Below are 25,632 nucleotides of genomic sequence, written 5' to 3' on the forward strand. Positions count from 1 at the left end.
CACAGCCGCCGCCGCCTTGCGGTCCCGCCGTGCCCGGCAAACCGACGGCGCCCAAGCGGCCGCAGGACATAGGCGACAACCGGCCCAACACCGGCGTGCCCGTGCCGGAGAACCGCACGCAGGACGACCCTGCGGAAAGCACGCCGGAGCGTCCAACGCGTCGTCGTCGGGGTTGAAATGCCCCGGCGCCGGATTCGGCTGCGTCTGCCCATCGGGCTGCGTCATGCCGCGGGACTCTCGCATCCGCCCATCGAGAGCCGCGCGCAGCAGCGGCGCGAGGTGGTGTCCTACATGATCGCGATGGTCACCTCGGCGATCATCCTGGCGGCGTTCCTGTTCTTTATCGTGCCGCGCGGTTTTGCCATGTCCCTGACGTGAGCCGGCAGCCGTTCACAGTTGTCCGGCCAACGCCGCGGCGGTGTCCTTGCCCGGTACGACAGGCACGATCTCGAAGGCGATGAGATCGGACCATTCCGTCACCCAGCGCTGCAGCAGCGCGACGTCGTCACACTCCATCACCTGGAAGCAGCGCCCGAGGTCGGCCGACACCCAGCTGCTGACGAACGTGACGCCGTCAGGCACCATGCGGCCCTTGTCGCGGAAGCGGCGATAAACCGCCTGCCGTCCTGGTTGCGGAACGTCTCGATCACCATGAATTGCATGACGGCAGCTACTCCAGCTTGATCCCGGTATCCTTCACCACCTTGGCCCAGCGCGCGGTCTCGGCCTGCAGCCAGGCGTGGCTGTCGGCCGGCTTGCTCAGCACCGGCTCGGCGCCCAGCTCCTTCAGGCGCTGAGCAACGTCGGGGAGGGCGGCGATGCGCGCGATCTCGGCGTGCAGCTTGCCGGTGATCTCCGCCGGCGTGCCTGGCGGGGCGAGAACGCCCTGGTAGGAGCCGGTGACGAAGTCCTTCAGGCCGGTGGCCTCGGCGATGGTCGGCAGGTCGGGCACTTGCGCCTGGCGTTGAGCGCTCGACACGGCCAGACCGCGCAGCTTGCCGCTCTGGACATGCGGCAGGGTGGCGACCATGCCGTTGAACAGCAGATCGGCATGGCCACCGATGACCTGTTGGATGGCCTCGGCGCCGCCCTTGAGAGGGATGTACGTCCATGACAGGCCCAACTCGAGCGCAAAACGCGCGCCCGCAAGGTGCGGTGCGCTGCCCAGGCCGGAGGTCGCGTTGTTCAGCTTGCCGGGATTGGCCTTGGCGTAGGTGATCAGGTCGGCGACGGTCTTGTGCGGCGTGCCAGGGAAGACGGCCAGCATGTGCGGCGAGTAGGCCAGCACGATCACCGGTGCGAAATCCTTGGCCAGATCGAAGGGTACCTTCATCACGCTGGGTGAGATGGCGAGCGCGCCGAGGTCGGTGAGCACCAGGGTCGTGCCGTCGGGCGCCGCCTTGGCGACGATGTCCACGGCGATGGTGCCGTTGGCACCGGGCCGGTTCTCGACGACCACCGACTGGCCGAAGGACTCCTGCAGCTTGGGTTGTAGCAGGCGCGCCAGAATGTCGGACGTACCGCCCGGCGCGAAGGGGATGAGGATCCGGATCGGCTTGGTCGGCCACGATGTCTGGGCGCGGACGATCGCCGGTGTTGCCAGCGCGGTTGCGGCCGAGGCTGCGATCAGCGAGCGGCGTGACAGAGTCATGGTGCTTCTCCCCAACAGGCTTTTTTGTATCAGACCGGTATCTGCGCCGGACGGTAGCAGGCGATGGCGTTGTGAAACAGGGCACGCTCCGACCGCACCGGATCAAGGGTGGTGGCGATCAGGTCGATGTCACTGGGATAGAACGGACGATTGGCGCGCGTGGACGGCAGATCAGTACCGAACATCAACGCGGTCTCGTCGGCGTCGGCGATGGCCTGCAGCATGGCACGCACGCCCATGGACACCCGACCGAAGCCGCTGGCTTTGACCTTGGCACCGCGCCATACCAGTTCCAGCAGCGCCGGCAGGGCGTTCTCGGTCATGCCGAGATGGTCGATCACGACGCGCGGCAAGGTCAGGAGCGTCGGTTTGAGCTCATGGAGAGCGTAGCCGTCGAGATAGAGCTCGATGTGCCAGCCGGCAAGGTCGTAGACCCGCTGCGCCATGCGCACGATGGCCGTCGGATCGGCGGTAACGCCGCGATACAGGTTGAAGCGCACGGCCCGCACGCCGACGCTGTCGAGATAGCGGATCGTCTGATCATCGACATCGTCGGGTAGCTGCGTGACGCCGACATAGCACGGGCCGAAGCGCGCCAGAGCTTCGAGCAGGTAGGTCTGGTCGTAGGCCTGGAACGAGCCGGAGACGATGGCGCCGCCGACCACGCCCAGCGGCCCCGCCGTGCTCCAGTAATCGTCGACCGTATAGGCGGGCGGCACGTAGCCGTCGTTGACCACTAGCGGGAACCGCGGGTCGATGACGTGGAAGTGGGCGTCGAAAAGGGCCATGGCTCAGGCCCGGTTCACCATACAGGATCGATCGGCGTCGAGATGCCGTGCACAGCTTCGACGATCTCGGCAGCGTCAAGCGCCAGGTCCTCGCGGAAGCGCGGGGCGATGATCTGCACACCCAGGGGCAGGCCTTTCGGCGCGTCCGGCACCGGCGTCGTGCCGACAGGCACGGCGGCCGACGGCAGGCCCAGCATGTTGACCACCGTCATCAGGGCCTGGGCATCGAGCACATGCCGGAACGTCTCGGCATCCTTGTGGTCGAAGCCGACCTCGAATGGCAGATCGCCCGAGGTGGGGCCGACGATCAGAGGATAGGTCTCCATGAAGACCGCCCAGGCGCGGCGATGGGTCAGCACCTCGGCCAGCGTCTGCATGTACTCTTTCAAGGAGATGTCAGGTTGCAGCTGTAGCCACAGGCCGGCACTCTTGCGCGCCTGGGCATCGCCGAGCTTCTCGATGCTCTCCAAGGTCAGGTGCCGGGTCTCGGTGAAGACCAGCTTGCGCCACACCTGGCAGGCGGCCTCGAATGACGGCGGCTCAACCTCCTCGACGGCGTAGCCGTTGTCGGCCAGGGCCTTGCCGGCCTTGCGCACGGCGTCGGCCACGGCGGGGTGGGTATATTGGCCCTTAGGCTGCACCACCAGCGCGACGCGAATGGGCGCTGCCGCCGGCGGACCGTCCAACGGTGCCGGAACCCAGATCGGGTCGCGCGCGTCGCATCCCGCCATGGCGGCAAGGCCTATGCGGACATCACGGATCCTGCGGGCCAGCGGACCGTTGACGGCCATGAGCTGGTTGCTCGGCGAGCGCTCGACGCTGGACGTGCGGTTGAACGCGGGAACGCGCCCCATCGTGGGGCGGATGCCGGCAAGGCCACAGGTGTAGGCCGGGTAACGGATCGAGCCGCCGTAATCGTTACCGTGCGCCAGCGGCCCGATGCCGACGGCCAGCGCGGCGCTGGCGCCGCCGGACGAACCGCCCGATGTTCGTGCCTTGCTCCAGGGATTGAGCGTCGGTCCGTGGACATCGTTGTCGGTGTGCCAGCGCAGCGAGAAGGCCGGGGTATTGGTACGACCGACGATCACGGCGCCTGCCTTCTTCCAGTTCACAACCGGCGGGCTGTCTTCCGTGGCGGTCAAATCCTTGAAGGCGACGATGCCGTTGATTGTCGGCAGGCCGATCTGGTCGATGTTTTCCTTGATGGTGACCGGCACGCCATGCAGCGGACCGAGGCGATCGCCGCGGCGCACGGCCTCGTCGGCGGCGCGGGCCGCCGTCAGCGCTTCATCGGAAAGGTCGCGCACGACCGCATTGACCTTGGGATTGACCGCATGCATGCGGTCGATCACAGCCACGGTCGCGTCGAAGCTCGAAACCTTGCGGCTGCGGATCGCCGGAGCAAGGTCGGCGGCATCCCATTGCCAGAGTTCAGTCGCGGTCATGCCAAGCGTTTCCCAATCGTGATTTCGAGTGGGCAGCTTAGCCCGGTCTCCGGGCATTCGCGACGGTTTCGAATGGCCGTTCGGCAAGCCTGCCGCGCGAAAAGGCAAGGCTGACAACCGTCGGCGGTATTACGCGTCAGCGGGAGCGTAGGGGCCCGTTCTCAAACCCAGCAGCGCGTTGCGAACGATTTCAAGCGCGGGATCATTGGGTTTGCTGCGGTGCTCGATGAGGGCCAGCGTACAGGGAACGCTCGGGTTCAGGGGACGAACGACGGCATTCGGTATCGGTTCGACAGCGGCGACGTCCGGTATGATCGACATACCCAGACCCAGCGAGACAATTCCCTTCATCGCCTCGACGGTGGCGATATGCATCGGCGTGCGCGCCAAGGGCAACTGTTTGGACAGCCACCGCTGGACCAGCGCGCTGACGGCGCCGCGCGGCTTCTCGAGCACCAGGGGTTGACTGGCGGCATACTCCGGCGTGACCGCGTCGGGGATGTCCGGCGTGGAGTCCGGCAGGATGGCCACCAGCGTTTCGGGACGCAGTGGTGTGACGCGCAGGTGAGAGTCATCGACCGGCAACGTCACCAGCGCGAGATCGATCGCGTTCTGAATGACGTTTTCCACGCTGTCGCGGGTCGTCATGTTGGTGATCACAATCTCGATGCCGGGGTGATCCTGATGCAGGCGCCGCAGGATCGGCGGCAGCGCGTAGGTCAGGGCGGTCAAGGTGGTGCCGACATGCACGCGGCCGACCCATCCGCGATGGAAGCGTCGCATGGCCGCCGCCGCCGTCTCACACTCCCGAAAGATCCGTTGGGCGTGCTCGACCAGTTCGCGGCCCGGTGTCGTCGCATGCACGGTCTTGCCCATGCGCTCGACGAGCGGTACGCCGAAGCGCTGCTCCAGTTCCCGGATCTGCAGGCTGACGGCCGGCTGGGTCAGGTTGAGCTGCCGCGCCGCTGCCGAAAAGCTGCGAAGTTCGATCACCTCCATGAGGGTTCGCAGCTGATCGAGGTTGAGGCTGCGCATCTCCAAGGAATCCCTATTGGCATGATCAGAAAAAACAATGTGCCTCGCGGCTTCGGCCGGCGCAATGATGCTGCTGCAGGTGCATCGGTTGGTTGGCTGACATGGTGTCTCAGCATCGATTCCGTGGGCTGTGGTTTGCTGCGGGCGGTCTGGTGCTGTGCATCGCCGCACTGGGTATCCATGCCTGGCACCAGGCCGAGCAGGGCGCGATTGCCGCGCGCGCCGCCGCCGAGGCCGCTGAACGACAACGCGCGACGGCGATGCGCGAACGACACGGGGAGCGCGATTGCGCCGACTGCCCGGAGATGCTCGTCCTGCCAAGGGGCAGCTTCCAGATGGGATCGCCGGCCGCCAAGGAGGGACCCCAACGTCGTGTGGCGATCGACTATGCGGTCTCGCTTGCAAAATACGAGGTGACGCGGGGGGAGTTCGAGGCCTTCGCCCGGGCCACCGGCTACCTGCCGGCCAGGGATGCTCAGCTTCCCGACCGGCCGACCGATCATTGGCGTCGGCCGGGATTTGAGCAGACGGACAGACACCCTGTCGTGAATGTCACATGGCAGGATGCAGCGGCATACGTCGCGTGGCTGCGGAAGATCACCGGCGGCAACTATCGACTGCCATCGGAGGCCGAGTGGGAATACGCGGCGCGGGCCGGCACGACGACGCAGCGCTTCTGGGGCGACGGCAGCGACGAGGCTTGTCGCTATGCCAATGTCGGTGATGTGCTGTTCGCCAAGACCCTGACAGGCGTCAAGGGCAACCTCGGCCTGTTCCATTGTACCGACGGCCACGCGTTCACAGCCCCGGTAGGGGCATTCCAACCCAATCCGTGGGGCTTTCACGACATGCTGGGAAACGCGCAGGAGTGGCTGCTCGACTGCTGGTTCGACAGTCACGCCGGTGCGCCCGTGAACGGCGCTGCGCGACTGGACGGCGACTGCTATCGCCGTGTGTTGCGGGGCGGCAGCTGGGCCAGCGGCTCCGACGGGACCAGGGTGGCGGATCGCGTTCGGGAGCTTGTCGGCTATACCCAGCCGTTCATAGGGTTTCGTGTGGCCCGGGTAGACTAGGCGCGTCGTCCACTCTCAGTTCCATCAATGCGTTGCGGACAACCTCGAGCGCCGGCTCGTTCGGCTTGCTTCGGTGCTCGACCAGCGCGAGCGTGCATGCGACCGGCGGTTCCAGCGGCCGCACGGCGACGCCGGGAATAGGGTCGGCGACGGCGATATCGGGCACGATCGAGATGCCCAGCCCGAGTTCGACGACCTTCTTCATCGCCTCGACAGTGCCCATGAGCATGGGCGTGCGCGGCAAGGGCATCTGCTTGGACAGCCATCGCATGACCAGCGCGTGAACGGCGCCGCGGGCATGTTCCAGCACGAGGGCGTGCTGGGCGGCATAGTCGGCCGTGACGGCGTCGGGGATGTCGGGCGTGGTGGCGGGCAGGATCGCCAGCAGCTTTTCCCAGCGCAACGGCGTGACTCGCAGGTGCGTGTCGTCGACCGGCAACGTCACCAGCCCGAGGTCCATTCTGTTCTGGATGATGTTCTCGACGGTATCGCGGGTCGGCAGGTTGGTGACCAGAAGCTCGATACCGGGATGCTCCTCGCGCAGCCGGCGCAGGAGCGGCGGCAGCAGATAGGTCAGTGCGGTATTCGTCGTGCCGATATGGACCCGGCCGACCCAGCCGTCGCGATAGCGGCGCATGGCGGCGGCGGCGAAGTCGCACTCGCGGAAGATCCGGTGCGCATGCTCGACCAGTTCGCGGCCCGGTGTCGTTGCGTGCACGGTCTTGCCCATGCGCTCGATGAGCGGCACGCCGAAACGCTGCTCGAGTTCCCGGATCTGAAGGCTGACCGCGGGTTGGGTCAGGTTAAGCTGACGCGCCGCGGCCGAGAAGCTGCCGTGTTCGATCACCTCCATGAGGGTCCGCAGTTGATCGAGATTGAGGCTGCGCATTGCAAAGAAATCCTTATCGGAGCGATCAGGAGATAAAAAGTGCCTCGTGTACTGCGGAGCGCTAACGTGTCATTGCAAGAGTCTCACGGGCAGGGACGGATAACCGACGCAGTCTATAGGCGGCCGGCGTCCCTCGGGGAGGCGTGCGCCGACCAGGACCTTCGTTGTACGGCCAGGCCGATGGCGGGTACATCGGCCGAATGATCTATGATGCCTGAGAAATGTCGCCGGACGTAGCCCCGGATCGTCGAATCCGGTCTAGCGCAAGTGGCAGGCCGCCAGGTGACCGGGGGCGATTTCGCGTAGCGCTGGGGCCTCGGCCCTGCAGCGGTCCACCGCATACGGGCAGCGGGGGTGGAAGTGGCAACCGGGCGGCGGTTTTACCGGGCTGGGTACGTCGCCCTGAACGACCAGCTTCTTACGCTTGATGGCGGGGTCAGGTACGGGAACCGCCGAGAGCAGCGCCTCGGTGTACGGATGCTGAGGGTTGGTGAACAGCGTCTTCTTGTCGGTGTATTCCACGATGCGGCCCAGATACATGACCGCGATGCGGTGGCTGATGTGCTCGACCACCGCCAGATTGTGCGAGATGAAGAGATAGGAGAGGCGCCGCTCGCGCTGCAGGTCCATCAGCAGGTTGATCACCTGGGCCTGGATGGACACATCAAGCGCCGACACGGGCTCATCGCCGATGATCAGCCTGGGATTGAGCGCCAACGCTCGCGCGATACCGATGCGCTGCCGCTGGCCGCCCGAGAACTGGTGCGGGTAGCTGTCCATCTGGGCACGCCGCAGGCCGACGCGCTCGAACAGCGCCGCCACGGCATCACGACGCGCGCTCGTCGCGTGTGCGCCGTGGACCAGCAACGGCTCGCCGACGATCTCGCCGGCCGTCATGCGCGGATTGAGCGACGAGAACGGATCCTGGAAGATGATTTGCATCTGCCGCCGCCACGGACGCAGGGCCTTGCGCGGCAGCCGGGAGATGTCCTGGCCACCGACATGGATCGAGCCCGATGTGGGATCGATCAGCCGCAGCACGGTACGCCCCACCGTCGACTTGCCGCAGCCGCTTTCGCCCACCAGGCCCAGGGTTTCGCCCTCGGCTATGGTGAAGCTCACACCGTCGACCGCGAAGACGTGGCCCGCGGCGCGGCGCAGCAGGCCCTTGCGGATCGGGAAGTGCTTCTTCAGGTCCCGTACTTCCAAGACCGGTGGCGCTGGTGTGCCCGGGGCCATCGCGTCAGGCATGGCCGTTCTCCGCCAATTCGTGCGATCGCCAGCAGGCAGCCCAGTGGCCCGGCTGCTTCTCCTCGTAGGCCGGGTACTGACCGTGGCAGCGGTCTTGCGCAAAGGCGCAGCGCGGCGCGAAAGCGCAGCCCTGCGGCAGGTCGGTCAGTGCCGGCACCATGCCGGGAATCTCCTGCAGCCGTGTCTCGCTCGCCGGGGTTTCGCCCCGCATCAGGCCAAGTCGCGGTATCGAGGCCATCAGACCCAGCGTGTACGGATGCAGAGGACGCGCGAAGAGATCGGTGACCGTCGCTTCCTCGACCTTGCGGCCGGCATACATGACGATCACGCGCTGTGCCGTTTCCGCCACCACGCCAAGGTCGTGCGTGATCAGGATAACGGCCGTGCCGAGTTTGCGTTGCAGTTCGACAATCAGATCGAGGATTTGAGCCTGGATGGTGACGTCGAGCGCCGTCGTCGGCTCATCGGCGATCAGGACCTTGGGGTTGCAGGCCAGTGCCATGGCGATCATGGCGCGCTGGCGCATGCCGCCGGAGAGCTGATGCGGATATTCGCGCGCCCGTTGCTCGGGTTCCGGGATGCGCACCAGCCGCAGCATGTCGACGGCCTTGTTCAGGGCTTCACGGCGCGACAGATCCTGGTGCAGGATCAGCGCCTCGCCGATCTGGCGGCCGATCGTCATCACCGGGTTGAGTGACGTCATCGGCTCCTGGAAGATCATCGAGATCTCGTTGCCGCGCACCTGGCGCATCGCCGGCTCGTCGAGCTGCATCAGGTCGACGCCATCCAGCCGTACCGAGCCGTCGACGATGCGACCGGGTGGTTGGGGGATCAGGCGCATCAGCGACAGCGCCGTGATGCTCTTGCCGCAACCCGATTCGCCTACGATCGCCAGCGCTTCGCCGCGGCTTACTGTGAACGTCACATCGTTGACCGCCTTCACGATTCCCTGACGCGTATAGAAATATGTGCTGAGGCGCTCGACGATCAGCGCCGCCCCCTCGGTGGGCGTGGTTACCGGATCCGCGCCCGCCATCAAGTGCGCTCCCGGGGATCGAGCATATCGCGCAGCGCATCGCCCAGCAGGTTGGTGCCGAACACAGCCAAGCTGATGGCGATACCCGGGAAGATAACCAGCCAGGGTGCCGTGCGAATATATTCTGCCGCCGATTCCGACAGCATGCGGCCCCAGGAGGGATGCGGCTCTGGCACGCCAAGACCGAGGAAGGACAGCGATGCTTCGGTCAAAATCGCCGAGCCAAGCTGCGCGGTGGCCAGCACGATCAGCGGCGCCAGGGTATTGGGCAGCACGTGGCGCACGGCGATGCGCAGCTCGCTCATGCCGGTGGCGCGCGCGGCTTCGACGAACGGCTGCTCACGCAGCGAGAGCGTGCTGGAACGAATGACGCGGGCGATGTTGGGCACCAGCGCGATGGCGATGGCAATAATGGTGTTCTGCAATGAAGGACCAAGCGAGGCGGCCATGACCAGCGCCATGACCAGCAGCGGCAGCGCCTGCATGATGTCCATGATGCGTTGCACGACGAGGTCGACCCAGCCGCCCAGGTAACCCGACATCAAGCCGACAATGATACCGGCCGCGCAACCCAGCGCCGTGGCGCCGACGCTGACCGCCAGCGAGATGCGCGCGCCGTGTACGATGCGGCTGAAGACATCGCGGCCCATGAAGTCGGCACCCAGCCAATAGACCGACCCCGGCGGCGTCAGCGAGTTGCGCGAACTGGTGGCCGTGGGATCGAATGTGGCGACCACATTGGCTAACAGAGCGGCCAGGACGAACACGATGACGATCACCGCTCCGGCGGCACCCAAGGGATAGCGCCGGATGAGGAAGCCGGCCGTACCCCAGGCTCCCCGCACATGCGCGCCGGCACGCAGCAACTCGGCATCATGATCAATAGTGGACAAACGCTGGCCTCCCTGGCCGGTGCGCCGTTCAATCGGCGTACTTGATGCGTGGATCGAGGATCATGTAGGTCATGTCGACGATGAAGTTGACGACCACGACCACCACCGCGATGAACATCACAAGATTCTGCACGATCGGGTAGTCCCGCCAGATGACGGCTTCGACCAGGAAACGTGCGACGCCTGGGACGTTGAACACCGTCTCGGTGACGATCAGACCGCCAATCAGGAATGCTGCCTCGATCCCGATGATCGTGACCACCGGCAGCACGGCGTTACGCAAGGCGTGATCATAGTTCACCGAGCCCGGGGTCGCCCCCTTGGAGCGGGCCGTGCGGATGTAGTCCTGGCGCAATACCTCCAGCATGGACGAGCGTGTCAGGCGCATGATGAGCGCCGAACTTCGGAATCCGACGGCTGCCGCCGGTACGCTGAGTAGTGCCAGCTCCTTCCACAGGGTCGCGGGAGGATCGGTATAGATCGGTATGAAGCCGAAATACCGCACGAACAGCATGAGGATCAGCAAGCCGAGCCAGAAGGAGGGCAGCGACAAGCCACTGAGGCTGAGGATGCGCAGGGCATAGTCAATGGCTGTGTTCTGGCGGACAGCACTGATCACGCCCAGCGGCACGCCAAAAACCACCGAAAAGATCAGCGCCAGCACCGCGAGTTTGACCGTGACGGGGATGCGCGGTGCGATCTCCTCGATGGCCGGTTTCTCGGTCACGTAGGCGAAACCGAGGTCGCCCTGCACCAAGCCTGAGATCCAATGCCAGTACTGTGTCAGGATCGGCAGGTCGAGGCCAAGGTCCCGTTCGAGCCGCGCCTTCTCTTTGGGATCCACGAACCCCGCCGCATCGAACAGGATGTCGCTGATGTTGCCCGGCACCAGCCGCAACATCACGAAGATCAGTACTGACATCCCGAACAGTGTCAGGACCATCAGGAACGTACGGCGGACAAGATAGGAAGCCACGTCGCTGTCTCCGCGAACCGACAGGGCGTGAGTCTTACTTCTCCAGCCAGACGTCGTCGAAACGCCAGCCGTTGTAGATCGAGTTGTGCTGCAGGATCAGCCCCTTCAGGCGCGGCTGCCAGCAGGTGTTCTCGACATTGTGCGAGATCACGGGGCGAGCCGCGTCCTCGGCCAGCTTGCGGTCGATCTCCCAGACCACCTTCTTGCGCTTCTCCTTGTCGATCTCGCGGGACTGCGCTTCGATCAGCTTCTCCACGTCGGGATTGCAGTAGCCGGTGTAGTTGCGCTCCGATTTGCACGTGAAGTTCTCATAGAAGTTCACGTCAGGATCGTCGACACCGACACCGGTCAGGTTCATGCCGACCGTGTAATCCTTGCGCGCGACCTTGGCGTGCCACACCGGTGTGTCGATGGGCTCGAGTTCGCCCTCGATATAGATCTTCTTGAGCTGATCAATCAGGATCACGCCCGGATCGCGGTAAATGGGAATGTTGCGCGTAGAGACTTTGACCTTGAGGGTTTTGTCCGGTCCGTAGCCCAGTCCCTCCATGATCTTGCGCGCTTCGGCGAGGTTCTTGGTGTGATCACCGAAGCCGGGCAGTTCATTGAGCATCTCCTTGGGCATTGACCAGACACCTTCCGGCGCCGGCAGCATCGAGGCGCCGAGCACGGCATGGCCGTGGCTCAGGATGTCGGAGAATGCCTTGCGATCCAGTGCCAGCAACATCGCCTGCCGGATCTTGGGATTGTCGAACGGCGGCGCTTCCTGGTTGACGATTAGATTGTTGTTGACGTTCGTCGGTCGTGCTTCGCAGACGGCTTTGGGAGCTTGCGCTTTGATGTCGTTCAGCAAGGGGAACGTGACATCCGAGTCGAACGTCAGGTCGAAGTCGCCGGCGATGAACGCCAGGATGCGGGTCGACCGGTTGGGAATGATCCGCCAGTCGATGGCGTCGAGGTAGGGATGGCCCTTGCGCCAATAGTCGGGATTCTTCACCAGTCGGATCGACTCGTTGCGCTTCATTTCCACGAACTTGAAGGGGCCCGTGCCGATCGGCTTGGTGCGCAAGTCACGCGTTGACACATGGCACGGATAGACCGGTGAATAGCCGGCAGCGAGCATGGCCATGAACGACGGCTGCGGCCGGCCCAGATTGAATGTCACTTCGTGATCGCCGTTGGCCGTGACGCTCTGGAGATTCTGCCACCAGACCCGCCGCGGATTCTTGCGGAAGGCGTCGCCCTTTTCGGATTCCTCCTGCGTGAGCTTGGTCCAGGTGCAGACGACATCCTTGGCCGTGAATGGTTTGCCGTCGTGCCACGTCACACCCTCGCGCAGCTTCATCGTCAACTTGGTGTTATCGGCATTCCATGACCAACTGGTGGCCAGCTCTGGCGTGATCTTGTCGATGCTGTTGATCTTTTCCTTGGGATCGAACATCACAAGGTTGTTGAATACCGCCATGAACGGCATGTTCGTCGAGATCGTGGCTTCCTCGTGGATCGAGGCACTGGGCGGCATGTCGCGATGGTAGATCCGCAGTGTCCCGCCGGACTGTTGTGCCACGGCCGGCGTTGTCAGCGTCACGATCCCAACAAGCGATGCGGCCACCAAGGCCATGCGACGGTTGTGCATGAGCGTTCCTCCTGTCGTTCGCCACCCGTGGCCCCGCAGACCTGGACCATCGCGGCGCCAATCTCTTGCTTTGTTGCGGGCGACGCTAACATAGGTCCGGGGCGCGCGTATACCGGCCTGCATGACTGATCTGCGGTGCCGATGACCGCTGGAGTGTCTCGCTGGCGAAGGCCTATGCTCCCGCCCGGCGCAGGCCCGGCCTGCGCTCAACGCCATGGGAGGAAGGAAGATGCTGAAGGCTCTCGGCGCAGTCGCGCTCGGCGCGTCTCTTACCTGTCTGTCCGTCCAGGCAATGGCGCAGATCGCGGTTTCTTCGAATGATCGCAAGATGGTTCTCGACAATGGCACGCCGAAGGTGATCGCCAATCCGAAGCCGGATACTGCGACGGTGATCGACCTCGGTGCGAAGCCACCCAAGGTCGTGGCCGAAATCGATGTGCCCGGCAGTGTGGTCGGACCGCCGCTGTCGGTGGCCGTGTCGCGCGACGGATCAGTGGCCTATGTCGCTTCAGCCATGAAGATCGATGCCAAGGATCCGACCAAGCAGGAGGCCGATGACAGGATCGCGATCATCGATCTGAAGGCCAGCCCTCCCAAGGTGGTTGGTCAGATCCAGGCCGGCAAGGCGCCCTCCGGTCTGTCGATATCGCCTGATGGCAGGCTGCTGGCTGTTGCCAATCGCAACGAAGGCAGTGTTTCGCTGTATGCGCTTTCCGGCAAGGAGGCACGTGAACTGACGAAGCTCACCGTCGGCAAAGAGACCTCGATGCCAAGCCATGTGGCATTCACGCCTGACGGCAAGACGGCGCTGGTGTCGATGTATGGCGACAATACGGTGAAAGTGCTCAAGGTCGACGGCGAGAAGCTCGAGGACGCCAAGCGCGAAATCTCGGTCGGCACGCGGCCTTATCCCGTCGTGGTGCATCCCAGCGGCAAGATGGCGGTGGTCGCCAACGTCGGGCGTGGCACGGGCGATGTCGACACGCTGACGATCATCGATCTGACGAAGAATCCGGCGCGCACCGTGGCGTGGGTCGACCTCGGCTACGAGACGCCGGAAGGCATGATGCTGTCGCCCGACGGCAAGTGGTGTGGTGTCGTGCTGCACAACGGCACCGGCCGGGCGAAGGATTCGCCATTCTATCATCCGTCGGGACGGCTGGTGATCTACAAGGTCGACGGCACACGTCTCACCAAAGCCGCCGAAGCGCCGATTGGGCACTGGTCGCAAGGCATCGCGTTCTCGCGCGACGGCAAGACCATCGTGGTGCAGAACATGATGGAAGAAAACGCCACGGTCTTTCGCTGGGACGGTGTCAAGCTGATCGACACCAAGCAGCCGATCAAGCTCGGTGGCGGTGGTGCTGCGATTCGCACCGCCGGCGGCTTGTGAGTGTTCCGCACTGATCGTGGGTTCATACACGCCGCGCCAGTGATTGGGGGAGAAACGATATGGAGACTTTGCTGCGGCGCCGGCCCCTGATGGCCGGAGCCGCGATGATGCTGGCCGCGGGGGCGGCGCATGCGCAGACATTTCCCAGCCACACCATCCGCCTGGTGGTGGGCTTTTCGCCCGGTGGCGGCACGGATGCACTGGCGCGTGCGTTTGCCGACAAGCTGCGCGACAACCTGGGACAAACGGTCATCGTCGACAACAAGCCAGGCGCTGGCAGCAACCTGGCGCACGAGTTCGTCGCCAAGCAGCCGCCCGACGGGTACACGCTGCTGATCGGCAGCAACACGACCATGCTGTTTCCGTTCCTGGTATCCAGGCTGGGGTACGATCCGAACACGGCCTTCACGCCGATCGGCTTTATCGCCAAACAGGATTCCGTCCTGGTCGGCTCCGGCAAGGCGCCCTATGCCGATCTCAAGGCGATCATGCAGGCTGCGCGCTCGGCGCCGGGGGCTGTCCAGTATGGAACGGCAGGCGTTGCCACGCCCATGCACCTGGCGGCCGAGCAGTTCGGCCTGGTCAACAATCTCAAACTGACTCACGTGCCGTTTCGAGGCACCGGCCCCATGGTGTCGGACCTGCTCGGGGGCCATCTGGAACTCGGCGTGTCCAGCCTGACCAGTGTTCAGCAGTATTTCGCCGACGGCCGCCTCAAACCCTATGCCATGGCCACTGCCGCCCGCTCGCCGATGGCACCCGACGTACCGACGTTCCGCGAACTGGGTGCCGGCGATGTCGAAGGTACGATCGCCTATTCCCTGATCGCGCCAGCCGGTGTGCCAGCCGCCATCGTGAAGCGCCTGAATGACGCCCTGAATGCCTCTGTCGCCACACCGCAGGCGCGTGAGGATCTCAGCAAGCGTGGCTTCGACGCCATGGGCGGTACCGCCGAGGAACTGGGACAGTGGCTTGCCCGGCAGTCGGCGATCTGGGGTCCGGTTCTACAGGCCGCCGGCGTCAAGCCGGAGTAGCGCTGCCGTGACAGGGCGGGGAGGTTGTGGCAAACGGCAACGTCGCATTGTCGCTCGGAGCATGTCATGGCGGACCGCGCCCTTGTGTTGTTCTCGGGCGGGCAGGACTCGACTGTCTGCCTGGCTTGGGCGCTGGACCGCTACGAGCATGTCGAAACCATCGGCTTCGACTATGGGCAGCGGCATGCCGTCGAAATGACCTGTCGCGGCGCAGTGCGGATGGCGCTGCGCCGGGATTTTCCGACATGGGCTTCACGGTTGGGCGATGATCACGTGCTGGATCTGCGCACGCTGGCCGCGATCGGCGATACGGCCTTGACCGGCGATGCCGCCATCGCGTTTGAGAAGAACGGTTTGCCCAACACGTTCGTACCCGGCCGCAACATTCTGTTTTTCACATACGCTGCGGCCGTGGCCTATCGGCGCGATCTGAAACGCCTGGTGGGCGGCATGTGCGAGACCGACTATTCGGGCTATCCCGACTGTCGCGATGACACACTGAAAGCACTGCAAGTGGCGTTGACTCTGGGGCTCGATCGCCGGGTTGTCGTCGACACACCTTTGATGTGGATCGACAAGGCGGACACGTGGCGACTGGCCGAACGGCTGGGCGGGCGCGCCCTGGTCGATCTCATCGTTCACGAAACGCACACCTGTTACCTGGGCGATCGAACGATGCGCCATGACTGGGGCTACGGCTGCGGCACGTGCCCGGCCTGCCAACTGCGCGCCCAGGGCTGGACGCGTTACCAGGGCACATGAAGAAAGGGCCGGGATCGCTCCCGGCCCTTGATCATCCGTGGGAAGAGGCGTCAGCCGCTTACCACTTGGCCATGCGCTCCTTCAGCATGCCGTCGAGCGTGTCGAGGAACTGCTGCGTGGTCTGCCACGGCTCGTTCGGCCCGATCAGCAGCGCGAGATCCTTGGTCATCTTGCCGCCTTCGACGGCATCGACGCAGACCTTTTCCAGCGTGTCGGCAAACTTCACGACATCGGGCGTGCCATCGAAGGTGCCGCGGTACTTCAGGCCCTGGGTCCAGGCGAAGATCGAGGCGATCGGGTTGGTCGAGGTCGCCTTACCCTTTTGGTGCTCGCGGTAGTGGCGTGTGACGGTGCCGTGCGCCGCTTCGGCCTCGACCGTCTTGCCGTCAGGCGTCATCAGAACCGATGTCATCATGCCCAGCGAGCCGAAGCCCTGGGCCACGGTGTCGCTCTGCACGTCGCCATCGTAGTTCTTGCACGCCCAGATGAAAGCGCCTTCCCACTTCAGCGCCGAGGCGACCATGTCGTCGATCAGCCGGTGTTCGTAGGTGAGCTTCTTCTCCTTGAACTTGGCGGCGAACTCCTCGTCGAACACCTTCTGGAACAGATCCTTGAAGCGGCCGTCATAGCGCTTGAGGATCGTGTTCTTCGTCGACAGGTAGACCGGCCAGCCGCGGATCAGGCCGTAGTTGAACGAGCTGCGGGCGAAGCCGATGATCGATTCGTCGATGTTGTACATCGCCATGGCGACGCCACCGCCGGGGAAATCGAACACGTTGTGCTCGATCACCTTGCCGTCCTCGCCCTCGAACTTGATCGTCAGCTTGCCCTTGCCGGGCACGACGAAGTCGGTGGCGCGATACTGGTCGCCGAAGGCATGGCGGCCGATCACGATCGGCTTGGTCCAGCCCGGCACCAGGCGGGGCACGTTCTTGCACACGATCGGTTCGCGGAAGATGGTGCCGCCGACGATGTTGCGGATCGTGCCGTTGGGCGACTTCCACATTTCCTTGAGGTTGAACTCCTTCACGCGCGCTTCGTCGGGCGTGATGGTGGCGCACTTCACGGCGACGCCGTACTGCTGGGTCGCCTTTGCCGAGTCGACCGTGATCTGGTCGCTGGTGCGATCGCGTGCCTCGACGCCGAGGTCGTAATATTTCAGATCGACATCGAGGTAGGGCAGAATCAGCTTGTCCTTGATGAACTGCCAGATGATGCGAGTCATCTCGTCGCCGTCCATCTCGACAACCGGGTTCTTCACCTTGATCTTGGCCATGGAGTTAACCTTTTGCCGTGGAAGTAAGGAGGACTCGGCGTGGCCCCACGACGCCCCGCCGGCGCGCGGGTTCTAGCGGACGGGGTGCAGACCGGCAAGGCGTCGGCGTTCTCGTTGGCGCCGCCGGCATCACGTCTTTTCAACTTTCGACGGCCGTGGGTCGAAAGGCATCGCGGTCAGCGTCGGCAGTACCGCGTCGATGGTATCGACGAACCGGATGTAGTCATGCAGTTCGGGGCGCGCGAAACGGGCTGCCACGCAACGCTCGATCAGGTCCTTGAGGGGGTCCCAGTAGCCATTGCCCTCGATGACGACCATCGGCTTGGCATGCAAGGCCAGCGTGCGCCAGGACAGGATCTCGAACAGCTCCTCCAGGGTACCGATGCCGCCGGGCAGGACGACAAAGGCATCGGCGCGTTCGAACATGGCCATCTTCCGCTCGTGCATGGTCTCGACCACGATGCGTTCGCTCAGGTGCTCGTGGCCGACTTCGGCGCGCAGCAGGAAGCGGGGGATGATTCCCACCACATGGCCGCCGGCGGTGAGGGCACCGTTGGCCACGGCACCCATCAGGCCGACCGCACCACCGCCATAAACCAGGCTGACACTGTTTTCAGCCAGCAGACGGCCAAAGCGGGTGGCTTCACTGGCGTACCGCGGGTCCAGCCCCGGGCTGGAGCCGCAGAAAACGCAGACGGCGTGCAGGGCAGGGGGTGTCACGGTGGTCATCTCGGTACTTTCGGGCCGATGGATCAGGGTTCCGTCCACAGCGAGCGTCCGGACGGCAGGTACCAAAAGCGGTTCCTGCGCGCGGCACCCGGTGGCATGATGGTGTTCCCACGAAGTGCCGCGCCGGTAAAGACGCAACGGACAGACCAATGAGTCGCGAGTCAGCCCCACCCCCGGGGTCGCCGCCGGACGTACCAGACGAGGAGACGATTCGCTCGGCCGTCGCGGCGTTGGCCAAGCAGCTTGGTCCTGCCGCGCCCCAGACCGCGCCGGCGACCGCAACGCCGCGCGAACCCGCGGAAGAACAGCTGCACAGTCCGCCGGCGACCGACAGCGCCATGGCGACCACACGGCGCCTCACCATCAATCGCCCTCAGTCGGACGCTTCCGTGCCTCCGCCGAATGACGAGGACATCTGGGTCGTTCCCGGGTCGGCAACGGCCGCGGCCGAAACGGTGGCCAGTGTGACCACGAAGTCGGGTGCGCCAACACGGGTTGCCGCGGCTTCTGCCGGCGAGCGACCTGGTTTCCGACCCTCGCGCTGGATTCCGGGTGCGGTCGTTGTCCTGCTGCTCATGGTGGCAGCTGGTTACTGGGCTGGCTTGCCGCCGTGGCAAACGGGCGATGTCAGCGTCCCGGCCGCTGCGCCGGCAAGGGGACCCGGCGGTACGCGGCCAGCGGACCGCGCGCCGCCGAGCCAGCCGGTGGATCCCGGCGCCCCACGGACCTCCGGCGTAACGCCGGCACAGCCAGACTCCGCGCCCAAGCCAGCCCCCGGGGCGTTGGATCCGGCGAAACCTGCCGACGCGACGCCCCCGGGCTCACCCGTGCCGCCAGCGGATGCCACGACGCCGGGTTCGACCGCGGCCCCCGCCGGCGCGGCGCCGAGCTTCGACATTGTGCGTATCGGGCCTGACGGGCGGGGCGTCATCGCAGGGCGAGCGGCGCCGGGCAGCCGCGTCACGGTGCTGGATGGCGATCGCGAGTTTGCCGCCGTGGTGGCCGACAGCCGCGGCGAGTGGGTGGTCGTCATCGACCCGCCGCTGGCACCGGGCGCCCACGACCTGCGTCTGGTCCAGCAGCGCGACGGCGCGGTCGTGGCGCGCTCTGACCGGACGATTACGGTGAATGTGCCGGCTGCGGTGGGCCCCGCATCGTCCAAGAGCGCGGCCGCACCGTCATCGATGCCCTTGATCGTGTCGACGCCTACAGGCGGTGGACCCAGTACGGTTATTCAGGCGCCAGGCGGGCCGGACACGCTGGCGCGATCTGGCCAGCTGGTGCTGGGCGCGGTCGACTATGACGAGCAGGGGCGCGTGGTGGCGACCGGCCAGGCGCCCCCGGGGACGACTGTTCGGGTCTACATCGACAATCGTCCGGTCGGCGATGCGACGGTGGGGCCCGATGGGCGGTGGGCGGTTCAGCCGGCGGATGCCATCGAGCTTGGTCGGCGTACGGTGCGGATCGATCAGCTTGGGCCAGGCGGGGCTGTGACGTCACGGTTGGAAGTGCCGTTCGAGCGGGTCACATTGGCACGGCCGGGGGTTGTCACGATCGCGCGCGGCGACAATCTGTGGAACATAGCCCGCGCCCGCTATGGTGACGGGCAGCGATACACCGTGATCTACGAGGCCAACAAGAATCAGATACGCGATCCTAATCTTATCTATCCCGGGCAAACGTTCGTTGTGCCAAAATCACTTGATTAATAATAGGTTAAAGAATTTTCCTAATCTCACAGATGAGATTTATCCGCGATTGCGACTGACACAGTGGGTGTAGAGCACTGAAATGTTGGCTGATTTTCTGATTCCCATCCATCGCGAGGGCTGGCGGTTTGTCGGCATCTTCGCCGGCGTCACGTTGGTAGCGGCATTGTTCATTGCGCCGCTATTTTGGCCGTTTCTGCTGCTAAGCCTCTGGTGTGTCTATTTTTTCAGGGATCCGCCGCGGTTGACGCCGCAGCGCGAAGGCCTGTTCATTGCGCCCGCCGATGGCCTGGTGCGCGATGTCGGTTTGGCGGTGCCGCCCGCGGAGCTGGGGCTGGGATCCGCTCCGATGATGCGGGTCAGCACGTTTCTCAGCGTCTTTGACGTCCACATCAACCGGGTCCCGGTTGATGCCGTGGTCGAGACCGTTGCCTATCATCCGGGCAAATTCCTCAGCGCCGCCGACGACAAGGCGAGCGAGGAAAACGAGCGGACGGCCGTCAGCCTGCGCCTGGCCGATGGTCGGTCTGCGGCCGTCATCCAGATCGCCGGACTGGTGGCGCGCCGCATCGTCTGCCACCTGAAGCCGGGGCAACCCGTGCGTGCAGGCGAGCGTTACGGCTTGATACGCTTCGGCAGCCGCACCGATCTCTACCTTCCCGACGGCGTGATGCCGCTGGTCTGTCGCGGACAACGCATGATCGGTGGCGAGACGGTAATCGCCGACATCACCACGGCCGATCCGCAGCCGCGGTCGGCGGTCGAGCTTTGAGGTAGGGAGGCCAGCCATGGCCGGCACACCACCCGGATCACCGCCACCGCGCCCCGGCGCGCTGCGCGGGTTGTCGATCAATCGGCTCCTGCCCAACGCGCTGACCACCATTGCCCTGTGCTCGGGGCTGACGGCGATTCGATACGGCTTGACCGGGGATTATCGCTCGGCCGTGCTGGCCGTGATCGTGGCGGCGATCTTCGATGCGCTGGATGGGCGGGTGGCACGCCGCCTCAATGTCACCAGCCGGTTCGGTGCCGAACTCGACTCGCTGTCGGATTTCTGCGCCTTCGGCGTCGCTCCGGCGCTGCTGGTCTACCTGTCGAGCATGGAGGCGGCGGGCAGCCTGGGTTGGGTCATCACCCTGATGTTTCCGATTTGCAGCGCCATGCGGCTGGCCCGCTTCAACGTCGGCCTGGCCGCCGACGAACCGCCGCCGGTATGGGCCGCGGCCTTCTTCACCGGCGTGCCCGCCCCGATCGGGGCGCTTCTGGTGCTGGTGCCGCTGATGCTGAGCCTCAGCCCGGACCTCAACTGGAGCTGGCTGCGGCACCCGATCGTCGGTGGCGCCTTCCTGATCGGCGTGGCGGCCTTGATGGTAAGCCGCCTGCCGACATTTTCGTTCAAGAAGGGCCGAATTCCGCCTCACATGGTGTTGCCGGTGTTCCTCGGTATCGCCCTGGTCGTGGGCCTGCTGGCGACGTCACCCTGGGTGACGCTGCCGTGTCTCATGCTGTTGTACCTGGGAAGCCTGCCGGTGAGCTGGCGGGCCTACCAGCGACTGGAAGCTACGGACCGCGCGGCGCAGGCGTCCGCCGCCGCGACGACCGAACCCGACGCCCGGCCAGCAGGAGCCGGTATCGTCGAGTTGCGACCGGCGGGCGGTAACGACGACCGCTCGCGGTTGTGAGAGACGGGATATAGTCCTCCCCACGTGGTGGGGACGGCGCATGCTTGATCCATTTGTCCGACGGCTGATTGATCCGCCGCTTGACCTGGCCGGTGCATGGCTCGCGCGCCGGGGTGTCGGCGCAAATTTCCTGACGGGCGCGGGGCTGGCCATCGGCCTGCTGACGTTGCCGCTATTGGCGGCGCAAAATTATGACGCCGCACTGCTGGCGATCCTGGCCAATCGTCTGATCGATGGTCTCGACGGCGCCGTTGCGCGACGCACCGCGCTCACTGACTTCGGCGGGTATTTCGACATTGTCGCCGACATGGTGTTCTACGCCGTCACGGTCCTGGGTTTTGCCCTGGCCGATCCCGAGAATGCGATCTGGGCGGCGGTACTGCTGACGGGGTTCATGGGCACCAGCAGCTCTTTCCTGGCCTGGGCCGCCGTTGCCGCCAAACGGGGCCACACCACGACGGATCGGGGCCGCAAGTCGATCTACTACAGCGCCGGCCTCGTGGAGGGCACCGAGACCGTGCTGTTCTTCGTGGCGATGTGCCTGTGGCCCGAGGTATTCGCCTGGCTGGCGGCGGCCTTCGCGGCCTTGTGTCTGTGGACGACGATCGTGCGCTTGACCGCTGCCGTCGACGCTTTCCGGGATGAGTGACCCCGACGTTGTCGTCAACCGCCCAGCAGGCGGGACGTCAAACCACCCGGGAGAGCCATGCCGAGCCATACCGCGGCCTTGGTCGGCAGCGGAAAGGCGATCCGGGCACGGTTTTGTGCCAGGCCGCGGCGGATGATGTTCGACGCGCGCTCGGCCGTCATCAGAAACGGCATGGGGAAGCTGTTGCCGCGCGTAATGGCGCTCTCCACAAACCCGGGACAAATGGCGCTGACGCCGACCTTGTCGGCCTTGAGTTGAATCCGCAGGCTCTCCGCCAGCACGCGGCCGGCCGCCTTGCTGGCGTTGTAGCCGGCGGCTTGCGGCAGACCGAAGAAACCGGCCAGCGAACTCACAATGCCGATCTGGCCGACACGACGCGCGCGCATTGCCGGCAGCAGCGGCAGGATGGTGTTGAGCGTGCCATCGACATTGATCGCCATGGTTCGCCGCAGCGACTCGCCGTCGCCGAGATCGCGACCCTTCTCCAGCGCCACACCGGCATTGGCGATGACCAGGTCGACGGCGCGCTCGGCATCCTGCCGCTGCAACCAGGCTTCGAGCGTCGCGCGTTCGGTGATGTCGATCGTGGCGGTCGCGACGTCGGCGCCCTTGTCCCGGCAGGCCGTGGCAACGTCGGCCAGACGCGTTGCATCGCGGCCGATCAGCGCCAGTCGTACGCTCTTGGATGCATAGTCGCGCGCCAACGCCGCGCCGATGCCGCTGGAGGCACCGGTCAGCACAATCGAGCGAAACGGCGTCACGCGGCAATTCCAAGGTCGCGCGGACGGATGAAGGCGGCGAGGTCACACCGACTGCGGCCCAGTTGACGCCAATCATCGGCGGCGAAGCGCAGCCAGGCCACGGCCCCGGTCGGGAATTTCACGCGCATCGACGCCAGCTGCACCGGATCACCAGCCGTCGCCAAAGCGACGGCGGCCTCTCCCAGTCCCTCGTTGTGGCCGATCAGCAGGGCACAGCCGATCTCACTGTCCAATTGGCGGCAGCGCTCGATCAGGTACCCGGCGTCGGCCAGGTAGAGGTCGGGTTCAAGCTGCGTTGTCGGCGCCGGTTCGTAGACGTCCAGCACATGATCCAGCGTCTCGCGGGTACGCCGCGACGTCGAGCACAGGATCAGGTCAGGGCGTATACCGCGGCGATGGAGTTCGCGGGCGACGGCGGTGGCCGCCCGCCGTCCGCGGCCGTTCAGTGGTCGGCCCTGGTCGCCGGAATCGACCGTATGCGCAACCGCCTTGGCGTGCCGCATCAGCAGCAGCTCTTTCATGGATCCACCTGTGTTCGGATTGATGGTCGGCTCGATTGCGTCACGTGTCAGGCGCCGCCGGCTTCTCCGGCCCTCCCTAGGAGGCCGCAGCATAGGTCCCACAAAGCAGCCATCAATGCATTTCTGCGCGCCGTGGCAGATTTCGGTAAGGTCGATGGGTGTCATGACTTTGCCACCGGGAGCGGGCTACTATAATTGTGGAGAGCGCCGTGCACGAGCCGGCGAAAGCGAGGTCAACGGTGAACGCGCCAGTGTCACAGGCGGCAGTGTCGGAAGTCGCGTCAACGAACAATGCGGCCCAGGCCGCGCCTGCAACATTGCCCGCGCCCGATTCGCCACGGCGGTTCATCAATCGCGAATTGTCATGGTTGGCCTTCAACACCCGCGTGCTGGAGGAGGCGAGCAATCCACGCCATCCGCTGCTGGAGCGGGTGCGCTTCCTGTCGATCTCGGCCAACAACCTCGATGAATTCTACATGGTGCGCGTCGCCGGTCTGCGCGACATGCTGCCGACCCGCGCCAATCTGCTGTCGGACGACGGCCTGACGCCAGCCGAGCAACTCGCCGCGATCCGCGCTGCGGCCACCGACCTGATGCATACGCAGCAGAACGTATGGGACGCGCTGCGCCAGGAGCTGCGCCAGTGCGACATCGCCGTGCTCGACGACAGCGAAATCACCGAAGCCGAACGCGCCTGGCTCAGCGACTATTTCACCGAGCATGTGTTCCCGGTCCTGACGCCGCTGGCCGTCGATCCGGCGCATCCCTTTCCGTTCATCCAGAACCTCGGCTTCTGCGAGATCCTGCAACTGCGCCGCGTGCAGGGCAAACGCACGCTGATGGCGCTGCTGCCGCTGCCGCCGCAGATCGATCGTTTCGTACGCCTGCCGGGTCCGTCGATCCGCTTCCTGCCGCTTGAGGAGCTCATCCAACTCTTCCTCGACCGGTTGTTCCCGGGGCACGCCGTGGTCCATCGCGGTCGCTTCCGGCTCATCCGCGACAGCGACGTCGAGATCAACGAAGAGGCCGAGGACCTGGTGCAGATCTACCAGTCGGCGCTCAAGCGGCGGCGGCGCGGCGAAGTGGTGTCGATTTCGGTCAATGCCGATATGCCCGAGGCGCTGCGCGGCTTCCTGTTCGATCAGCTCGAGCTCACGCGTGGCACCGTCGATGTGTTTGAACTCGACCGGATCCTCAATATCGGCGACGTGTCGGCACTGATCGTCGACGACCGGCCTGACCTGAAGTTCAAGCCCTACGAGCCGCGCTTTCCCGAGCGCATCCGCGACTTCGGCGGCGATTCTTTCGCGGCCATTCGCGCCAAGGACCTCGTAGTGCATCATCCGTATGAAAGCTTCGATGTGGTGGTGCAGTTCCTGCGCCAGGCGACGCGCGATCCGGCCGTGATCGCCATCAAGCAGACGCTGTACCGCACCAGCAAGGACTCGCCGATCGTCAAGGCGCTGATCGAGGCGGCCGAAGCCGGCAAGACGGTAACCGCCCTGGTCGAGCTGAAAGCGCGCTTCGACGAGGAAGCCAACATCCGCTGGGCGCAGGACATGGAGCGGGCCGGCGTGCAGGTGGTCTACGGCTTCATCGATCTCAAGACCCACGCCAAGGTCTCGATGGTCGTGCGGCGCGAGAGTAGCGGTACGCGCACCTATGTGCATTTCGGCACGGGCAACTATCATCCCGTGACGGCGCGCATCTACACCGACGTGTCGTTCTTCACCTGCGATCCGGCCATGGGCCGCGATGCCGCGAAGCTCTTCAACTATATGACGGGCTATGCCCAGCCCGAGAAGATGGAGAAGATCGCCGTCTCGCCGACCATGCTGCGCGACAAGCTAATGCGCATGATCGACCGCGAGATCGAGAACGCCAAGGCCGGCAAGCCGGCAGCGATCTGGGCCAAGATGAATTCGCTGGTCGACCCGCACATCATCGACGCGCTCTACCGCGCATCGCGCGCCGGCGTGCAGATCGATCTCGTGATCCGTGGCATCTGCTGCCTGCGCCCCGGTGTGCCGGGTCTGAGCGAGAACATCCGCGTCAAAAGCATCATCGGCCGGTTCCTGGAGCATTGCCGCATCGTCTGCTTCGGCAACGGCCACCGCTTGCCGTCGCGACACGCCAACGTGTTCATGTCCTCGGCTGACTGGATGCCGCGCAACCTCGATCGCCGCGTCGAGGTGCTGATCCCGGTCGAGAATCCGACCGTGCACCAGCAGATCCTGGAGCAGATCATGGTCGCCAATCTCAAGGACGAGGCGCAGTCCTGGGACTTGGCATCGGACGGGCGCTACAGCCGTCGCCCGTCGCCGGCCGATGCCTTCAGCGCCCACACGTATTTCATGACCAATCCGTCACTGTCGGGCCGCGGCAGCGCGCTCAAGGCCGCGTCGAGCGCCGTCCCGCGCCTGGTCCTCGACGAAGCCTGATT

25 protein-coding genes are annotated in these 25,632 nt (G+C 65.1%); 10 read left to right on the forward strand and 15 right to left on the reverse strand.

All coding sequences use genetic code 11. The features are described from left to right. Window positions 1-177 precede the first annotated feature (177 nt). Complete coding sequence (locus tag FQU96_RS27565) at window positions 178-378, forward strand: hypothetical protein (protein WP_146544584.1); 201 nt, start codon at window positions 178-180, stop codon at window positions 376-378. A 12-nt stretch (window positions 379-390) separates the two neighbouring features. Here FQU96_RS27565 and FQU96_RS27570 read toward each other — a convergent pair whose 3' ends face one another. The 5 genes from FQU96_RS27570 to FQU96_RS27590 form a co-directional block, all read right to left on the reverse strand. Next, window positions 391-585 carry a DUF3303 domain-containing protein gene (locus tag FQU96_RS27570; protein ID WP_255468591.1) on the reverse strand — a complete coding sequence of 65 codons (195 nt, stop codon included), beginning with the start codon at window positions 583-585 and terminating at the stop codon, window positions 391-393. A gap of 85 nt (window positions 586-670) precedes the next feature. Then, entirely contained in the window at window positions 671-1,651 is a 981-nt protein-coding gene (locus tag FQU96_RS27575) for a tripartite tricarboxylate transporter substrate binding protein (RefSeq protein ID WP_146544585.1), read from the reverse strand. Between the two features lie 29 nt (window positions 1,652-1,680). Then, a complete protein-coding gene (locus tag FQU96_RS27580) occupies window positions 1,681-2,439 on the reverse strand; it encodes an amidohydrolase family protein (protein WP_146544586.1) in 759 nt (252 codons plus the stop codon). A gap of 14 nt (window positions 2,440-2,453) precedes the next feature. Beyond that, entirely contained in the window at window positions 2,454-3,884 is a 1,431-nt protein-coding gene (locus FQU96_RS27585) for an amidase family protein (RefSeq protein ID WP_146544587.1), read from the reverse strand. 129 nt (window positions 3,885-4,013) lie between these two features. Next, on the reverse strand, window positions 4,014-5,090 hold the full coding sequence (locus FQU96_RS27590) for a LysR family transcriptional regulator (RefSeq protein ID WP_255468592.1): 1,077 nt from the start codon (window positions 5,088-5,090) through the stop codon (window positions 4,014-4,016). Here FQU96_RS27590 and FQU96_RS27595 point away from each other — a divergent pair. Then, entirely contained in the window at window positions 5,072-5,992 is a 921-nt protein-coding gene (locus FQU96_RS27595) for a formylglycine-generating enzyme family protein (RefSeq protein WP_178130736.1), read from the forward strand. The genes FQU96_RS27590 and FQU96_RS27595 overlap by 19 nt on opposite strands. On the opposite strand, the gene FQU96_RS27600 is transcribed toward FQU96_RS27595, so the two are convergent. The 6 genes from FQU96_RS27600 to FQU96_RS27625 form a co-directional block, all read right to left on the reverse strand. Beyond that, window positions 5,961-6,881: a LysR family transcriptional regulator gene (locus tag FQU96_RS27600; protein ID WP_146544590.1), complete on the reverse strand. Its 921-nt coding sequence runs from the start codon at window positions 6,879-6,881 to the stop codon at window positions 5,961-5,963. The two genes, FQU96_RS27595 and FQU96_RS27600, sit on opposite strands and share 32 nt — an antisense overlap. A 258-nt stretch (window positions 6,882-7,139) precedes the next feature. After that, entirely contained in the window at window positions 7,140-8,132 is a 993-nt protein-coding gene (locus FQU96_RS27605; protein WP_255468593.1) for an ABC transporter ATP-binding protein, read from the reverse strand. Further along, a complete protein-coding gene (locus FQU96_RS27610; protein ID WP_146544591.1) occupies window positions 8,125-9,168 on the reverse strand; it encodes an ABC transporter ATP-binding protein in 1,044 nt (347 codons plus the stop codon). Before FQU96_RS27610 ends, FQU96_RS27605 begins: the two co-directional genes overlap by 8 nt. Then, complete coding sequence (locus FQU96_RS27615) at window positions 9,168-10,061, reverse strand: ABC transporter permease (RefSeq protein ID WP_146544592.1); 894 nt, start codon at window positions 10,059-10,061, stop codon at window positions 9,168-9,170. The genes FQU96_RS27610 and FQU96_RS27615 overlap by 1 nt, the downstream gene beginning before the upstream one ends. Before the next feature lie 28 nt (window positions 10,062-10,089). Further along, window positions 10,090-11,037, reverse strand: a complete 948-nt coding sequence (locus FQU96_RS27620; protein ID WP_146544593.1) for an ABC transporter permease — start codon at window positions 11,035-11,037, stop codon at window positions 10,090-10,092. A 34-nt stretch (window positions 11,038-11,071) separates the two neighbouring features. Further along, a complete protein-coding gene (locus tag FQU96_RS27625; RefSeq protein ID WP_146544594.1) occupies window positions 11,072-12,673 on the reverse strand; it encodes an ABC transporter substrate-binding protein in 1,602 nt (533 codons plus the stop codon). Between the two features lie 328 nt (window positions 12,674-13,001). Here FQU96_RS27625 and FQU96_RS27630 point away from each other — a divergent pair, with 328 nt between their 5' ends. The 3 genes from FQU96_RS27630 (at window position 13,002) to queC (ending at window position 15,862) form a co-directional block, all read left to right on the forward strand. Continuing rightward, window positions 13,002-14,066 (forward strand): YncE family protein, encoded by a 1,065-nt coding sequence (locus FQU96_RS27630; protein WP_178130737.1) that lies wholly within the window; start codon window positions 13,002-13,004, stop codon window positions 14,064-14,066. 59 nt (window positions 14,067-14,125) lie between these two features. Further along, complete coding sequence (locus FQU96_RS27635) at window positions 14,126-15,100, forward strand: tripartite tricarboxylate transporter substrate binding protein (RefSeq protein WP_146544596.1); 975 nt, start codon at window positions 14,126-14,128, stop codon at window positions 15,098-15,100. 66 nt (window positions 15,101-15,166) lie between these two features. After that, entirely contained in the window at window positions 15,167-15,862 is a 696-nt protein-coding gene (gene queC, locus FQU96_RS27640; RefSeq protein WP_146544597.1) for a 7-cyano-7-deazaguanine synthase QueC, read from the forward strand. Window positions 15,863-15,920: 58 nt separating this feature from the next. Here the strand turns inward: queC and FQU96_RS27645 are convergent, their stop codons facing one another. Beyond that, a complete protein-coding gene (locus tag FQU96_RS27645; protein WP_146544598.1) occupies window positions 15,921-17,138 on the reverse strand; it encodes an NADP-dependent isocitrate dehydrogenase in 1,218 nt (405 codons plus the stop codon). A 129-nt stretch (window positions 17,139-17,267) separates the two neighbouring features. Then, a complete protein-coding gene (locus tag FQU96_RS27650; protein WP_255468594.1) occupies window positions 17,268-17,906 on the reverse strand; it encodes a TIGR00730 family Rossman fold protein in 639 nt (212 codons plus the stop codon). A gap of 350 nt (window positions 17,907-18,256) precedes the next feature. On the opposite strand from FQU96_RS27650, the gene FQU96_RS27655 reads away from it, so the two are divergent. The 4 genes from FQU96_RS27655 (at window position 18,257) to FQU96_RS27670 (ending at window position 21,907) form a co-directional block, all read left to right on the forward strand. Then, window positions 18,257-19,576 (forward strand): LysM peptidoglycan-binding domain-containing protein, encoded by a 1,320-nt coding sequence (locus tag FQU96_RS27655; RefSeq protein WP_146544599.1) that lies wholly within the window; start codon window positions 18,257-18,259, stop codon window positions 19,574-19,576. Window positions 19,577-19,658: 82 nt separating this feature from the next. After that, window positions 19,659-20,348 (forward strand): phosphatidylserine decarboxylase, encoded by a 690-nt coding sequence (locus tag FQU96_RS27660; RefSeq protein ID WP_146544600.1) that lies wholly within the window; start codon window positions 19,659-19,661, stop codon window positions 20,346-20,348. A gap of 16 nt (window positions 20,349-20,364) precedes the next feature. Further along, window positions 20,365-21,258 (forward strand): CDP-diacylglycerol--serine O-phosphatidyltransferase, encoded by an 894-nt coding sequence (gene pssA, locus FQU96_RS27665; RefSeq protein WP_146544601.1) that lies wholly within the window; start codon window positions 20,365-20,367, stop codon window positions 21,256-21,258. Window positions 21,259-21,298: 40 nt separating this feature from the next. Continuing rightward, a complete protein-coding gene (locus tag FQU96_RS27670; protein WP_146544602.1) occupies window positions 21,299-21,907 on the forward strand; it encodes a CDP-alcohol phosphatidyltransferase family protein in 609 nt (202 codons plus the stop codon). 14 nt (window positions 21,908-21,921) lie between these two features. Here the strand turns inward: FQU96_RS27670 and FQU96_RS27675 are convergent, their stop codons facing one another. Continuing rightward, on the reverse strand, window positions 21,922-22,668 hold the full coding sequence (locus tag FQU96_RS27675) for an SDR family oxidoreductase (RefSeq protein WP_146544603.1): 747 nt from the start codon (window positions 22,666-22,668) through the stop codon (window positions 21,922-21,924). Further along, window positions 22,665-23,189, reverse strand: a complete 525-nt coding sequence (locus tag FQU96_RS27680) for a histidine phosphatase family protein (RefSeq protein WP_178130738.1) — start codon at window positions 23,187-23,189, stop codon at window positions 22,665-22,667. Before FQU96_RS27680 ends, FQU96_RS27675 begins: the two co-directional genes overlap by 4 nt. Before the next feature lie 317 nt (window positions 23,190-23,506). Here FQU96_RS27680 and FQU96_RS27685 point away from each other — a divergent pair, with 317 nt between their 5' ends. Next, a complete protein-coding gene (locus tag FQU96_RS27685; protein WP_255468601.1) occupies window positions 23,507-25,630 on the forward strand; it encodes an RNA degradosome polyphosphate kinase in 2,124 nt (707 codons plus the stop codon). The last annotated feature ends 2 nt before the right edge of the window (window positions 25,631-25,632 follow it).

This window comes from Reyranella sp. CPCC 100927 (assembly GCF_007859315.1).
Lineage (GTDB): Bacteria > Pseudomonadota > Alphaproteobacteria > Reyranellales > Reyranellaceae > Vineibacter.

Coding starts and splice junctions, on each gene's coding strand:
- FQU96_RS27565 (WP_146544584.1), top strand. CDS start 178: ATGCCCCGGCGCCGGATTCGGCTGCGTCTGCCCATCGGGCTGCGTCAT.
- FQU96_RS27570 (WP_255468591.1), bottom strand. CDS start 585: ATGGTGCCTGACGGCGTCACGTTCGTCAGCAGCTGGGTGTCGGCCGAC.
- FQU96_RS27575 (WP_146544585.1), bottom strand. CDS start 1,651: ATGACTCTGTCACGCCGCTCGCTGATCGCAGCCTCGGCCGCAACCGCG.
- FQU96_RS27580 (WP_146544586.1), bottom strand. CDS start 2,439: ATGGCCCTTTTCGACGCCCACTTCCACGTCATCGACCCGCGGTTCCCG.
- FQU96_RS27585 (WP_146544587.1), bottom strand. CDS start 3,884: ATGACCGCGACTGAACTCTGGCAATGGGATGCCGCCGACCTTGCTCCG.
- FQU96_RS27600 (WP_146544590.1), bottom strand. CDS start 6,881: ATGCGCAGCCTCAATCTCGATCAACTGCGGACCCTCATGGAGGTGATC.
- FQU96_RS27605 (WP_255468593.1), bottom strand. CDS start 8,132: ATGCCTGACGCGATGGCCCCGGGCACACCAGCGCCACCGGTCTTGGAA.
- FQU96_RS27610 (WP_146544591.1), bottom strand. CDS start 9,168: ATGGCGGGCGCGGATCCGGTAACCACGCCCACCGAGGGGGCGGCGCTG.
- FQU96_RS27625 (WP_146544594.1), bottom strand. CDS start 12,673: ATGCACAACCGTCGCATGGCCTTGGTGGCCGCATCGCTTGTTGGGATC.
- FQU96_RS27630 (WP_178130737.1), top strand. CDS start 13,002: ATGGTTCTCGACAATGGCACGCCGAAGGTGATCGCCAATCCGAAGCCG.
- FQU96_RS27635 (WP_146544596.1), top strand. CDS start 14,126: ATGGAGACTTTGCTGCGGCGCCGGCCCCTGATGGCCGGAGCCGCGATG.
- queC (WP_146544597.1), top strand. CDS start 15,167: ATGGCGGACCGCGCCCTTGTGTTGTTCTCGGGCGGGCAGGACTCGACT.
- FQU96_RS27645 (WP_146544598.1), bottom strand. CDS start 17,138: ATGGCCAAGATCAAGGTGAAGAACCCGGTTGTCGAGATGGACGGCGAC.
- FQU96_RS27660 (WP_146544600.1), top strand. CDS start 19,659: ATGTTGGCTGATTTTCTGATTCCCATCCATCGCGAGGGCTGGCGGTTT.
- pssA (WP_146544601.1), top strand. CDS start 20,365: ATGGCCGGCACACCACCCGGATCACCGCCACCGCGCCCCGGCGCGCTG.
- FQU96_RS27670 (WP_146544602.1), top strand. CDS start 21,299: ATGCTTGATCCATTTGTCCGACGGCTGATTGATCCGCCGCTTGACCTG.
- FQU96_RS27680 (WP_178130738.1), bottom strand. CDS start 23,189: ATGAAAGAGCTGCTGCTGATGCGGCACGCCAAGGCGGTTGCGCATACG.